9 protein-coding genes and 1 tRNA gene are annotated in these 13,976 nt (G+C 62.2%); 9 read left to right on the top strand and 1 reads right to left on the bottom strand.

The genetic code is table 11. From position 1 onward, the window contains the following. The first annotated feature begins 74 nt into the window (after positions 1 to 74). From fxsA to OB905_08875, 7 genes are all read left to right on the top strand, one after another. A complete protein-coding gene (gene fxsA / locus OB905_08905; GenBank protein ID MCU4926103.1) occupies positions 75 to 647 on the top strand; it encodes a membrane protein FxsA in 573 nt (190 codons plus the stop codon). Positions 648 to 714: 67 nt separating this feature from the next. Then, positions 715 to 788, top strand: a tRNA-Ile gene (locus tag OB905_08900). 236 nt (positions 789 to 1,024) lie between these two features. Beyond that, positions 1,025 to 2,416, top strand: a complete 1,392-nt coding sequence (locus OB905_08895) for an ATP-binding protein (GenBank protein ID MCU4926102.1) — start codon at positions 1,025 to 1,027, stop codon at positions 2,414 to 2,416. 336 nt (positions 2,417 to 2,752) lie between these two features. Beyond that, complete coding sequence (locus OB905_08890; GenBank protein ID MCU4926101.1) at positions 2,753 to 3,388, top strand: vitamin K epoxide reductase family protein; 636 nt, start codon at positions 2,753 to 2,755, stop codon at positions 3,386 to 3,388. A gap of 181 nt (positions 3,389 to 3,569) precedes the next feature. Continuing rightward, positions 3,570 to 4,322 (top strand): sugar phosphate isomerase/epimerase, encoded by a 753-nt coding sequence (locus OB905_08885; GenBank protein MCU4926100.1) that lies wholly within the window; start codon positions 3,570 to 3,572, stop codon positions 4,320 to 4,322. Next, complete coding sequence (locus OB905_08880) at positions 4,291 to 4,650, top strand: hypothetical protein (GenBank protein ID MCU4926099.1); 360 nt, start codon at positions 4,291 to 4,293, stop codon at positions 4,648 to 4,650. Before OB905_08885 ends, OB905_08880 begins: the two co-directional genes overlap by 32 nt. 190 nt (positions 4,651 to 4,840) lie before the next feature. Further along, a complete protein-coding gene (locus OB905_08875) occupies positions 4,841 to 5,569 on the top strand; it encodes a pirin family protein (GenBank protein MCU4926098.1) in 729 nt (242 codons plus the stop codon). A 101-nt stretch (positions 5,570 to 5,670) separates the two neighbouring features. Here OB905_08875 and OB905_08870 read toward each other — a convergent pair whose 3' ends face one another. Further along, positions 5,671 to 10,803, bottom strand: a complete 5,133-nt coding sequence (locus tag OB905_08870; GenBank protein MCU4926097.1) for a DUF1080 domain-containing protein — start codon at positions 10,801 to 10,803, stop codon at positions 5,671 to 5,673. Positions 10,804 to 11,178: 375 nt separating this feature from the next. On the opposite strand from OB905_08870, the gene OB905_08865 reads away from it, so the two are divergent. Together OB905_08865 and OB905_08860 are read left to right on the top strand one after the other, a co-directional pair. Further along, positions 11,179 to 12,807 carry an acyl--CoA ligase gene (locus tag OB905_08865; protein MCU4926096.1) on the top strand — a complete coding sequence of 543 codons (1,629 nt, stop codon included), beginning with the start codon at positions 11,179 to 11,181 and terminating at the stop codon, positions 12,805 to 12,807. A 73-nt stretch (positions 12,808 to 12,880) separates the two neighbouring features. Beyond that, complete coding sequence (locus OB905_08860) at positions 12,881 to 13,780, top strand: MBL fold metallo-hydrolase (GenBank protein MCU4926095.1); 900 nt, start codon at positions 12,881 to 12,883, stop codon at positions 13,778 to 13,780. The last annotated feature ends 196 nt before the right edge of the window (positions 13,781 to 13,976 follow it).

Here is a 13,976-nt window from a genome sequence, read left to right as displayed (position 1 = left end):
GGACGGGGGCAAAGGCGTGTTGATTTTCGAAGTGAGAGTAAAGCGTTTTCACTCCCGGCGGGCTACGTCGGGATATGCTTCGCTGGATTCTGGCACTGTTGCTCATCCCCTTTCTCGACGCGGTGTTGCTGGCGGTCGTCGTCAGCCAGACCGGCGTGATCGGGTGGACGGGCATGGTGTTGCTGGTGGTGCTGACGGGTCTGATCGGTATGCTGCTCGTCCGCGCGGAGGGGAGACGCACGATCGGCAAGATCCAGCGCCAGCTCGCGGCGGGGTCACCCCCAACCGACGCGCTTCTTGACGGCGCCTTACTGATCGCTGCCGGCGCGTTCCTGCTCACGCCCGGGCTCGTTACGGACCTGATTGGCTTCCTGCTCGTGCTCCCGCCCACCCGCATCCCCATTCGCGCCGGGATCAAACGGTTCGTCATCGTCCCCTACGCGGACAAGAAGACGGATGGCTTCACGAGCGGCGCGGTCTGGACGGTCGGCTTTCCTGGGGGCAACGACGAGCCACAGTCGGCGTGGTCCGACTCGAGTGCGGCTGGACAGACTGAGGCCTACGACTTAGACGAGGAGTCTTACTCTGTCGAGTTCGGCGACGACGCGTCGACCCGTGAGACGGAGGACGACCCCTCTACCCGGTAGCGGTTCGCACGCGACTGGGAGAAAGAAACGCTTAAACGTACCACCCGGCAACTGGTGGATGCGAAGCGGGCCAATAGCTCAATCAGGTTGAGCGCCACTCTGATAAGGTGGAGGCTCTCGGTTCAAATCCGAGTTGGCCCATGCAGCTTCTGAACGCTTCTTAGACGCCCGATAACGCCAGGTTTAGCGTCCAACAGTTCCGTTCACGGCGATTGAGGAGATCGGTACCCCCTCGATTTCGCCGCTTAGCTGATCCACTTCTGATACCTTGGCCGCCCGTAACCCGCATGCCGGTAGCGAAAACTGTACTTTGAAGTACGATACTTTAGAGTATGATTATGCGAGGTATTATGGTTGGTGCTGCTGTATCGGAAACTATGCCCGGATTCGTGAATCGAACGGAGGAACTCTCGCGCCTATACGAACTCTATGATTCAGATGAGGCGGAATTAGCAGTCATTTTCGGACGACGACGGCTCGGGAAAACTGAACTCGTCAAGCAGTCTCTCAAAGAGTGCGACGAAGCAGTCCTCTTCCAGGCGAAACAAAAAACGAGCACGCTACAACTCCGGCAATTCGTCGAGGCGGTTTCGGACGTCTACCCAGGGATCACGCGGATCCGCGAGGAGTGGGAGTCGATCCTCGGCTATCTCGCAGATCAGGATGCGATTGTCGTTCTCGACGAGTTTCCGTACTTAGTTGCACAAGACGAGAGCCTGCCCTCCGTTTTGCAGGCGATGTTCGATCACGAACTCGACGACTCCAGTGCTACGTTCGTTCTCGTCGGCTCGTCGATCAGTATGATGGAAGAAGCTGCGTTACTGGGAAATAGCCCACTATACGGCCGCTCGTCGTTGAAACTGGACATCAGACAGCTTCCGTTCGACGCGACGATGGAGTTCTTCCCGGAAAACTACACAGCGGACGAACAAGTATTCACGTGGGGAGTCTTCGGCGGTGTTCCGTACTACCTTGAAGAAGTGGATCCAGAGGGCGACCTCGGCGAGAATATCCAGCGAACAATCCTCTCGCGTCACGGGACGCTGCACGACGAACCCGACTACGTTCTCCGAATGGAGCTCACGGAACCGACGCGATACTTCTCGATCCTAGAAGCGATCGCCGGCGGAAGCACGAGCCGAAACGAAATATCCGGAGCGACGGGTATCGATTACAACCAGCTCTCGAAGTATCTGAATCGCCTCTCCCGATTGCGACTGGTAGATCAACGCGTTCCGATTACCGAACGAAAGGAACGAACCAAGCGAAGCCGCTACCGCATCCGCGACCAGTTCTTCAGATTCTGGTTCCACTTCGTCTACGGTAGCGGTGACAGATATGAAGACTTCGGAGGTGAAGCGTACGAGATGCTTATCGAGCCGGAACTCGCGGACTTTGTCAGCGACTCCTTTGAGGATCTCTGTTGTTCTGCGCTTCGCACCCTGTATCCCGAATACGCGATCACGGACGTTGGTCAATGGTGGTATCAAGAGCACGAGGTGGACGTCGTGGGTCTGACGAACGAGGACGTACTGATCGCCGGGGAGTGTAAATTCCAGCGGTCTCCGCTGGACTACGACGCGTTCTCGAAGCTTAAAACTCACGTAGAAGAACTTCGATGGGCACCAGCTGGCGGTGGAGAGCGGAAGCACGAATACGCGTTGTTCTCTCGTAGTGGGTTTACATCGGCCGTCCAGGAAGCCGCTGAGAAACAGGATGAGGTGCGGTTGTTCACCGTTGAAGAGGTGGTAGAAGCGCTGAAATCGTAAGCGAAGGGCCAGAGAATCCGCTATTTCACATGTTCCCGATCCAACGTGCCGACAGCCTGGAAGATTCGCCCGCTATCGGTTCTGCTCGCGCGAGTAACTACTCGCGATGATCGCCCTCGCGTTCGATTCGGTGCCCGCGACCTCGCGAGTGCCACAATTGGGTGACGACCTGCACGACAACTGTGGTCTGGCCTTCATATTGCTGACGGGGTCAGAGCGTCGTTTCGGCCCATCTTTTGGCGCCGACTCTCGTGTTCGATAGTGTTCGACGGTGTTTCATAGTCTTGGATCTAATACACAATTCTTTTGTACTCCGACTCTCCAAGTCAGTATTGCATGAGTACTGAAACACCAATCTCGATGGCGTTCGATTACGAGTGGGAGTATTCTCCACGGGTGTCGGCGTTATTTGGTCTGTTTACGATCGTTGCGGTTCTGGGGTGGTTGGTCACGGTCGCGCTGACTGCGATCCACTTGTTTGCAATCCCTGCAATACCTTCGGATGCGCCGGTGCCGGGAAGTATCGAAGTGATCACGAGTCAGTGGGCGTACGTCTTCGGCGTTCCGTTGGCGACCCTCGGCGGGTTCTACTACCTGACGACGATCGGGCTCGCGCTCTGGTGGTTCGACACCCGACATCCGCTGTTGATCAAGATCCTGACGCCGATTACGGCCAGCGGCGTGGCGTTCTCGGCGTACTTCGTCTACCTGCAGCTGGGCGTCATCGGCGAGATCTGCCCGTTCTGTATGGTGTCAGCAGGAGCTACGGTCATCCTGTTCGCCCTCGAACTGGTGATCCTCCGTCAGAGTACGACGCCGCCGCTGTCGAGTATGGGTGGCGACCTCAGCCGTGTCCTCGGGAGCACGAACTACGCCGTCGTCCTCGTCCCGGTCCTGATGGGCCTGGTCACCATCGCGGCCCTGTTCATGGTGCCCCTGCTCCCGCTTCCAGAGATGGTTCCGTTCGCGTAACCGGCCAGTCGCACCATCAGACACTCTGTCTATCGAATTTACACAATACTTGCACAATCCCCACACCACTGTGGTATCGACCCAGCGTGAGTACGATGGCAAACCCGATGGCTGGACTAGTATAACTGGATCTCGTGTGCGAGGCGGTAGTGATTTGTGAATCGTCGTCGGAACAGTCCGTATGGAGATCGGGCTCACCGTCGGCGATTCGATCGATCGACTCGAGGCCACTATCGAGCCGTTCGACATGGCGGAGTTCTCTATCGGCGAAGGGACCGACCCTACCGAGATCGACGTAGACCGGCTCACGGAGTGCCTCGACGACGCGGACGCCGACCTCTGCGTACACCTTCCGTTCAAACAGGTCGTGGCCACACCGGTCGCGGAGATCAACGACGCAATCGTCGCGTACCTGGGACGACTCCTCGAGTGGGCCGGGGACGTCGGTGCCGAGAAAGCCGTCCTCCACGGCACGACGCGGAATCCACACGACACCGACCTGCGCCCAACGTTCGTCGAGCAACTCGAGGCGATCTCGTCGGCCGGCGCGGACGCCGGTGTGGAGGTCGTCATCGAAAACGTCGGCCACCAGAAGCTGGGCTTGCCACTGACCGTCCTCGGCGATCTCGCGCGGGAGTCCGAAACGCCGGTCTGTTTCGACGTCGGTCACGCCTACATGGAGGACGGAGATGACGGCGTCGATCGGTTTCTCTCGCGCTACGGTGACCTCGTCTCGCACCTCCACGTCCACGACGTTCGAAGTCGCGGCGACACCCACCTCCCGATCGGTGCCGGTGAGATCGACTACGGAATCGTGACCGAACACCTGGCAGGCTTCGACGGAACCGTCGCCGTCGAGGTGTTCACCGACGACGTCCCGCTGTTGCGAGATACGGCACGACGTGCTGTGGCCGCTCTCGAGGACCGTTCGTAAGTTCCGAGCCCTGTCGCCGACACCAGAATCTATATTCCGTCGCCGAAATAGCGCTATCCTATGGTATCATTCCGCACGATCCTGGACCGTTATTTCTGTCGACTCAGACCGGCCGATTCGGCCGATCGGCTCTCGCTCCCGCTCGCACGGGTCCGGTGCGGAGATCGAGGCGCTCTGTCGCGAGGCCGCGATGGTCGCCTTCCGCGAGGTCGCGCGATCTGTCCCCACAGACCACGTTGAGGAGGCGGTCGCGTCGACGACGATTCGATCCGAGCACTTCGAGGAGGCTCTCGCCATCACCGACGCAGAGCGCGAGGACCAGACGTAGCGTTCGATGCCGGCCGCTCTCGTTCCGATCTCGGTCACTCCTCTTCGTCGGCTGCCAGCGGGAACTTCGAGCGGGTTCGCCAAGCTATCGCCGAGTGTCTGCTGGCTGTACGCGGAACTGCCTGCGTAAGGATTCGATCAGTTTCCGCCGCCCGAGAACGGTAAACCCGCCCCGACCTAACCGGTTCGCAATGGTAGACGAACCGATCCTGCACTCGGCCGCGGACGTCGTCCACCCGGGTGGCATGCGTGCCGACCGGCTCTTTCCGACTGACGCCCAGGCACACTTCGACCCCTTCGTCGTCTTCGAGCACTTTCACATCGAGCCGTCACAGGGATTCGACACCCATCCCCACCGCGGCTTCGAGATCGTGAGCTACATGCTCGATGGAGAGATGGCCCACGCAGACTCGATGGGACACGAGAGCGTCGCTGGCCCCGGCGACGCGATGCGAATCACGACCGGCAGCGGAATGACTCACTCCGAACTGCCCGCTGGAGAGGGCGGTTGCAGCGGTCTCCAGCTGTGGATCAACCTTCCGCGGGAGGCGAAATCAGTCGAGCCATCGTATCAGGACGCCTCCCCGGCAGACCTCCCCGTCACAGCGCGCGACGGCGCGACGGTACGGACGGTGGTCGGCGATGGCTCTCCGATCGAGCTCCACACGCCCGTCACCTACGAGGACGTCGACATCGACTCCTCGTGGCGCTGGGAGGTCCCGGCGGAGTGGAACGGCTTTCTGTTCGCCCTCTCGGGGTCGGGAGCCGTCGACGGACGAGCGATCGAGGCTGGTGAGTACGTCCTCGCTCCCGCTGACGAATCACTCTCGGTCGAAACGGACGCCGGCGTTCGGCTCGTCGCCGTCGCCGGGCGTCCCCACGACGAGGCGATCCGTCATCGCGGTCCGTTCGTGGAGTGAGAGCGGGGGTTCGTCCACTGAACGAAAGTGCTGCTGCTCTCGGTTTGACGGACAAAAAATAGTGCAAGCACAGACTGACGAATTCGCGGTCGGACGGACGATTACCGAACGTCGATCTCACCCTCCATGCTCGCGTGCGGGAAGCAACGGTAGAAGGCCATCTCCTCGCTGGCCTCGAACGTCAGCCACTGGTCGTCGCCGGGTTCGCCCGTCAACTCCGTTTCGAGGTCGTCGACGACATCGCCGTCCTCGTCACGGATCTCGATGTTGTGGTTTCCACCGTCACCTTCGCTCCAGCCGATCGTATACTCCTCGCCCTCGGCGAGGACGAGCGTTGGGTTCTGGTCACCCTCGATCTCGTCGGGCGAGATGCCGACCCAGCCAGTTGTCTGCCCGTCCAGATCGATCGTCGTCCCCGGCTCGATCGCGTCCTCGGGAATGTCGTCATCGTCATCACCGTTTTCCTCGTCGTCCGCGTCGTGGATCTCCAACCCGTTCAGTTTCGCGTTGGGATCTTCGGTGTCGGGGTGGGACTCGAGTTCGATCGACAACTCGCCGTCGGTGACCTCGACGCCTTCGAACGTCTCCGGATGTGCGACGCCCGGCTCGCACCGGTACTCCTCTAAGACCGTCTCGCCTTGCAGGGAGACGTTCTGCAATCGGAGGTCGTCCTCGGGGTCGAAGTACGGCCAGTCGGAGAAGTGAAGCGTGACGTCGTAGACGCCGTCTTCGATCTCGACATCAATCCCGAACGCTTCCTCGCTTAGCTCGCTCGTGTACAGCAGGTCGTGGTCGGTGCCTTCGAACTCCACCTCGTCGGGATCCGCCGCGGAGGGAGTCACCCCGCCGGACGTGGAGACGTACGGGTTGTCGTCTGGAGATCGGTCGAACGCCAGTCCGTCGATCTCGACGTCGTCGGCGGTGTCGACGCCGCCAGCGTCTAACCCGTACGGCGTCGAAATGCCCTCGACTCGGTGAATTTCCAGCCCGTTGAGTCGGGCGTATGGATCCTCCGAGTCGGGGTGGACCTCGATCCCGATCGTGAGTTCGCCGTCGTTGACCGCGACCTCCTCGAACGTTTCGACCTGTGCCTCCCCGCGTAGTAATTCGTACTCCGCTAAGACCTGCTCGTCCTGCACGTAGACGTCTTGCAGGCGTGGCACCTGGTCGTCCTCGAAGTACGGCCACTCCGAGAAGTGAAGCGTCACGTCGTAGATGCCATCCGGAACGTCGATCTCGAAACCGAACTCCTCGCCGTGGATCTCGCTGGCGTACAGCAGGTCGTGATCGGTACCCTCGAACTCGAGCTCTTCGGGCTCTGGCGTGTCGCCGAATCCGGGTGCGGAGGTGTTTACGTCGCCGGTAGTAGCGACGAACTGGCTGTCGTCGACCGACCGGTCGAACGCCAGCCCGTCGATCTCGATGTCTCCCTCTGTCTCGTTCCCGCCAGCGTCTAACCCGTATGGCATCGACAGCTCGCCCAGTCCGTTCCCGTCGTCGACCTCGTCGGATTCAAACGGGCGGACCCAGGTGTTTTGGATCTCTACGTCGTCGCTGCTTTCGCGGATCCGAAGCGGCCGTTCGCCGCGTGGGGCGTACTCCCGCACGGCCAGTCCGTTGTTGGGGCCGGCGACTTCGAGACGCGTCTGGACGGCCACGCCGTTGAGCAGGGCCGTTACCTGCGCCGGGCTCGCGAGCTCGCCGTCCTCGAACCGCGGCGACTGCCAGAGGATGTCGAGCTGTTGCCACTCGCCGGGCTCGCGGGTCGCGTCGTGGTGGGGCGGGGCTTGATGCGTGTAGGCGCCGGCCCACTGGTCTGCCTCGACCGGGTTGTCGTGGGTGTCGACGATGTTGATCTCGTAGTTGCCGACCATCAGAACGCCGCTATCGCCGCGCCACGGCCCCTCGCCGTCGGCATCCTCGGGGATGCGGTACTCGAGGTGGAGCTGGCAGTCGCCGTACTCGTCGTCGCTCTCCCAGTCGCCGTCGCCGGACGACAGGGTGAGCGCATCGTCGATGAGGACGTCTGCGTCCTCGGGCGGCTCGCCGGTCGTTCCGGGTCCGCCCGCATCGATCCGTTCGGGCTCGCCTTCGCCGGCGGAAGTGTCGTACGTGGGTAGATCGCCCGGTTCGTCGATCTCGACCGGTCGTTCCGGCAGGTCGCGGTACCAGATGTTGCGGAACTGGACGACATCACCGTGCTCCTGAAGGAAGAAGGGCCACTCATCGGCGAACTCGCCGTCGTCCGTCATCGGATGACCGAACTCCTCGTCGTCGAAGTCGTTGATGCCACCCCAGTTTGGACCCGGCACATCGAAGTGGTACTTCGTCGGAACGCCGTTGAAGAACACCGTCAGCTGCGGATACCGCACCACCTCACCGTCGTCGAACTCTGGCGTTCGCCAGAAGATGTCGAACTCGTTCCACTCGCCGCGCGGTCGAAGCGGAAGCACGTGCGGATCGTCGGCTAAGTAGTACGACCCAGCCAACTGATCCGGGTTCCAGTCGCCGTCGTCGAGGATCTGGATCTCGTAGCGCTCCATCATGAAGACGCCGCTGTTGCCGGTGTCTTCGACGTCTTCGGGCAGTCGCCACTCGAGGTGGAGGTGACAGTCGCCTATCTCCTCGCCGACCCCGTCGATCTCTGGACGGAGATCGCCCGAATCCGGGACGGTCTCGAAGTAGCCGTCCTCTTCGATCCAGACTGGGTCGGCACCGGTCGGTTGCTCGCCGCTGGGCGACCAGTCGGAGTGCTCCCAGTCGTCCAGAGTGGCCTGGTCACCGTCCCAGAGCACCGTCGCGTCTTCAGGCGGCTCGGCTCCGAGCCCGTCTTCGCTGGGCTCGACGCGGTCGGGCCACTCTTCTTCCGGTGGCGGCTGGTACTCTGGTTGCGGTCCGTGGTACTCGATCTGGTAGAAGCCGTCGCCGTAGTTCGTCACGTAGGCTCGTCCGTCGGGACTAATCTCCATGTGGTGGGGCGTCTGGCCAACCCAAGGGGCGTCCGGAAGGAACTCGTTGAGTTCCAGCTCTCCGTCCTCGTCGAACGTGATGTACCAGATGCTCTGGTGGGTCCCGTAGGAGGTGATGGCGAACTGCTTGCCCTCGAAGAACGGCGGCAGTGCGTGCTCACCGTACTCCTCGTGGTACCGGTAGGTGGGGCCGGCGTTGTTACCACCCGATCCCTGAATCTCCGGCCAGCTTACCTCACCCGGGCGGGGCATGTCCGCCCACGCTGGCGCCTCGTAATGTTCGAGGGTATCCTGCCCGTTCTGGGGCTGCCAGATCAGGTCTGGCTCGTACGGCGGTAGTTCCTCGATTCCGGTATTGTTGCGCGAGTCGTTGCGAGGGTTGTCGATCCAGTAGGGCTGACCCAGTTCGCCACTGTCGTGATCGTATCGCCGGTAGGCGTAGTAGCCCTGGAAGTACGGCCAGCCGGCATAATCGGGTTCGCAGATGAGCCGGAAGCCGGCGATTCCCGATGGGCCGCGCTCACTGCTCGCCCAGGAGCCGTAGCCGGGGGAGTATGTCGCGGTAAAGAGAGACCCCGTGTGCTCGTCGACGGTGACGACGTACGGGTTGCGGTACCCCATCGAGAAGATTTCCGGCTTAAACTCTTCCTCGTCGAACGTCTTGCCGGTACGCTCCTCGTGGACCTCTTTCAGGTTGCCGTCCGGGATCGAGTAGCCGCCGTCCTCCTCGGGGGTGATCCGGAGGATGCTCCCGCGCAGATCGGCCGTGTTCGAGGACGTTCGTCCGGCGTCGTAGGCTGGATGCTGACTCTCTCGATCGTCAAGCGGCGAGTAGTCCGAGACGATCTCGGAGTTGTCGCCGAGTGAGAGCCAAAGGTTTCCGTCCGGACCGAATTCGACGGCGCCGCCATGGTGACAGCAACCGTCGTACTGCCACGGGATGCGGATAATCTCGGTTTCGGAGTCGGGGTCGATCTCGCCGCCGGTGAGCTCGAACCGCGAGACGAGCTTGTAGCCGAAGTACCCGACTTCACCGTCCCAGAACTCGTCGTACGGGCTCGGGCCGATGTCGTCCATCTCGTCTAGTGGCGGGTCGTAGTGGATGTAGACGTAGCCGTTGTTCTCGAAGTCGGGGTCGAACGCGATGCCCTGGCCGCCGGCTTCTCGAGAGTTGGTGTCGACGCCGCTGGTGCCAGCGATCCCGAAGAGGGTTTCGCGTTCGAAGACCATCTCTTGCTCTCCGCTGTCCGGGTCGACGTAGCCGACCTGGAACGGGCCTTCGCCGGTGCCGGTGTTGAAGTGGCCGCGGGTGATGTAGAAGACGCGGCCGTCGGGGGCGACCTCAATGTCCATGAAGTCGTCCTGGTCGAGGAGTTTTGTGACCTCGTAGTTGTCCCAGTCGGTCGCTTCATCTGGGTGGACCGTCACGTCGATATCGCGGTGCCAGCTGGTCTCTTCGGTTGCTTCCTCGACGGTGAGCGTGCCGGTCGCCTCGTCGTCCTCGGTGGCAATCGCGTGCACGTACTCGCCGGGATCGATGTCGCCGGTGTCGACGTCCTCGAACGTGACAGTCGTCTCATTAACGACGTGTGACGGGACACTCTCCGTATCTGAACTGAGAGAACTGGCGTCGACGTCAGCGGCGGCATCCTCGTCGGCGCCCTCGAGCGAGATGGTCTGGCTATCGACGACCTCGTCGTCGATGCGGAGCTCGACCGTCTGCGTGTCGTCTTCCTCACCGACGTTGGTGATCGTCGCCGACACGTCGAGCGACTCGCCCTGCTCGACGGAAGCCTCCTCGGGATCGAGATCGCTCACCGTGAAGCCGGTCTCGACGTGGAGACAGCCAGCGACCAGCCCAGCGATCCCCACTGCTCCGGCGGTCTGGACGGCACGGCGCCGCGCGGTACTTGCGCTCTCAGCGTCTGCGGCAGGCTCGACCCTGCCGCCCTCCTCGAAGTCGCCGGCATCGTAGACGATCGCATCCCCGTGCATCTCTTCGGGGTGGTTTCCGCATCGATACCCGGCCATCTCCTCGGTGGCGGTGAACTCGACGATTTCCGTCGCACCTGCCTCCTGGAGGACCGCGGATTCGAAGACGATCTCGCCCGATTCGTCTTCGATCGCGAAGCTGTGGGGACGGCCGTCGGCGTTGGTCAACTCGACGACGTACTCTCGGCCGGCGATCAGCGCGAGTGTGGGGTTCGTCTCGCCTTCGATCCCTCCATCGCTTCCGCCGATCCAGACGGGCCGATCGTCGCTCAACGCTCCGTGATCACCGTCGGCGCCCTCGCCAGCGGGCGCTGGTGCATCGGTACTACACTGCCTGTCTGCTTTGAGTGTTAATCTCTGTCTCTCAGAGTCCGACATGCCGATGGCAATACCATATAATGGTCAATAAGTATTGACTATTGCTTTCAGAGACTGTGACTGTTACTGAACATTCAAGTAGGGTGTATTAAACTTTTCACCAGGTGATTAATTCCGAAATGTTTGGATAAATACCTTCTCTGCCCAGATATTGGAGTTTTTCCGATTCCGAATGAATCTGTTCTCGTCGATCTCTCAGCGAATGCTCGTGGGCGCTTTCGCATCCCCCGTTGCGAACTGTATAAGTCCCCGGCTCGACGAGTGAGGCGCATGTCGGCGTCCGAGTCACGAGACAACAACTTCACGGCCGCATTCGACGGAGGCGTAGTCCCCGATCCGTCGACGACGGCCTTCATCGACGCGGCGACGGGTGAGCAAATCACGCACGGCGAGTTTACGACTCGCGTCTCGACGGCCGGCGCTGTGCTCCGCGACGTTGGCGTCAGCCGCGGCGACAGGGTGGCCCTCTTTTTCCCGAACGAACTCACGTATCTCGCCGTCTTCTTCGGAGCGATGCGAATCGGCGCCGTTCCCGTGCCGGTCAACATCCAGCTTCCCCAGGACACCGTCGAATACGTCGTTGACGACAGTGGCGCCGCGTTAGCCGTCACGAGCGGGACGGAGTCGGTCGCCGAGACGGCCGTCGCCGCGGCCGACGCCTGTGATCGCGTCCAGACGTTGTTCGTCGACGGTCCGCCGGGATCGGTGGTTGGGACGTCTGGTGGCGACCGTCTCTCCGCCGATGTCGACGTTCGCTCCTTGCCCGACGCGATGGCTGCGGCCGAAGCCAACGCCGCACCCGCTGCTGTCGCGTCGGACGATCCGGCGATGCAGCCCTATACAAGCGGCTCGACCGGCAAACCGAAGGGTGTGGTCCTCACCCACGGCGGTGTCGCCTGGAACACCCACACCGTTGGCGATGCCTGGCTCCTCGATTCGGATGAACGGGGGCTCGCCGCCACGCCGCTGTATCACAAGAACGCGATGCCGGGCGTGAAGGCCTTACTCGAGCGCGGGGGCAGCACCGTCGTCATGGACGGCTTCGAGCCCGAGGCGGTCCTCCGGGCGATCGATCGCTACGACGTTACGTTCATCACCGGCGTCCCGGCGATGTTCAAGATGTTGCTCGCAGAGCGCAATGCGGTCGCCAAGCACGATCTCTCGACGCTCTCCTTTGCGATCTGTGGCAGCGCGCCGGTCTCTCCCGAACTCCACGGCCGCTTTTCGGACACGTTCGACGCCCCGCTGCTCGAGGCCTACGGGCTGACCGAGGGTGGCCCCGTCGTCTCGCTTACCCCACGCTGGGGGATCAACAAACCCGGCAGCACCGGACTCTCCGTGCCCGGCTGTGAGACCATCGTCGTCGACGCCGAGACCGGCGAGCCAGTCGGGTCCGGTACCGTCGGCGAACTCCTCGTCTCGAACCCCGGCGTCGGGCGGTACCACGACCGTCCCGAGGAGAACGAGCGTGCCTTCGAGGAGCGTGACGGTCGCACCTTCCTCCGAACCGGCGACCTCGCGACGAAGGACGCGGACGGCTACCACTCGATCGTCGGGCGCGTCGACGACATGATGATCGTCGGCGGTGAGAACGTCTACCCGACGGAGGTCGAGGACCTACTGTTGACCCACGACGCTGTCGCGGACGTGGCCGTCGTCGCCGCTCCCCACGAGATGAAAGGAGAAGCGCCAGTTGCGTTCGTCGTGGTCGACGAATCGGGGGCTGAACCGAACACCACCGAGGAGACGATCAAGCAGTACGCGCTTACGAACGGCCCCGCCTACGCCCACCCCCGACGGGTGTTCTTCGTCGACGACCTTCCGCTGACCGGAACTGAGAAGGTCGATCGACAGCGCCTCGAGGCCGACGCCGAGAATCGACTCGACGGCGCGCTCTAGAAATCCCCGTACGGCTGTTCGACGCGACTGACGGGGCCAGACGATTTTTAGCGCTCCTGTGCGTAGCTGGCGTATGACCGTCTTTTCCGTCACCGAGGACGTCTACGGAATCACGCTCGACGACGCGGAGACCCTGTCTGCGTACCTGATCGTCGACGAGGAGCCGACGATCGTCGACCCGGGCACGGCAGCGGGGGTTCCCCAACTGCTCGACGCCCTCGAGGCGGCCGACTTAAGCCCCAATGACCTCCGCCACGTCGTGATCGGCCACTACCACTTAGATCACGCCGGCGCCGCACCGGAGTTGCTCGAGGCCGCACCGAACGCCACGGGCTACCTCCATGCGTCGATGGCCGACTGGCTCACCGACCCGGACCGATTCGAGAAACTGGTCTCGAGCACCGCAGACTCACTCGGAGAGCAGTTCGAGGCGATGGGCGCGCCAGATCAGCCCCTCTCTGAGGACCGACTCGTTCGTATCGAGGGCGACGGTCGCTCGCTCGACATCGGCTCGACGAGCCTCGAGATCGTCCACACGCCGGGACATTCGCCGGACCATCTCTCCGTCTACGACCCCGAACGGGACCTGCTGTTCGCCAACGAGGCGATCGGCCGCTACTTCCCGCGTGCAGACGTCTTCCACCCGCCAACGACCGTCCCCTCCTTCGACATCGAGGCCACTGCGGCGAGCATCGACCGGCTCGCGGAGATCGATCCTGAGCACGTGGCGCTCAGCCACTATGGCGTCCGCGACGATCCCGATGCGCTGTTCGAGACTGCCCAGGAGCGACTGAAGACCTTCCAGACCCGGATTCCCGAACTCTACGACGAGTCCGACGAGGATCTCGAGGAGACCGTCTCGCGGGTCCGCGAAGAACTGATCCGACTGGATGACGATTATCCCGAATCGGTGGCCGCGGGCCAGGCAGAGGTCTGTACCCACGGCGTTCTCCGAGCCGTCGGTCGGCTATAACAATCCGTTGTGTAGGCTGTGTACGCAGGGTTATGCCTGAAACTGAGCTCGGCAGTTCGGTCAGTACGTGTGCGAGTTGAACACGAGCATTCGCGCGAACGAGCGGTCCGAAGGACCTGGTAGTGAGCGCGATTCACCGGTCGAGCGGAGCGAGACCGGCTTTTTGGCATCATCAGAACCGCAAGCGGTTCTGATT

The organism is Halobacteria archaeon AArc-dxtr1, from assembly GCA_025517425.1.
Taxonomy (GTDB): domain Archaea; phylum Halobacteriota; class Halobacteria; order Halobacteriales; family Natrialbaceae; genus Halostagnicola.
Note: the sequence above shows the minus strand (reverse complement) of the source record. Positions and strands in the feature narration are given on the sequence as shown.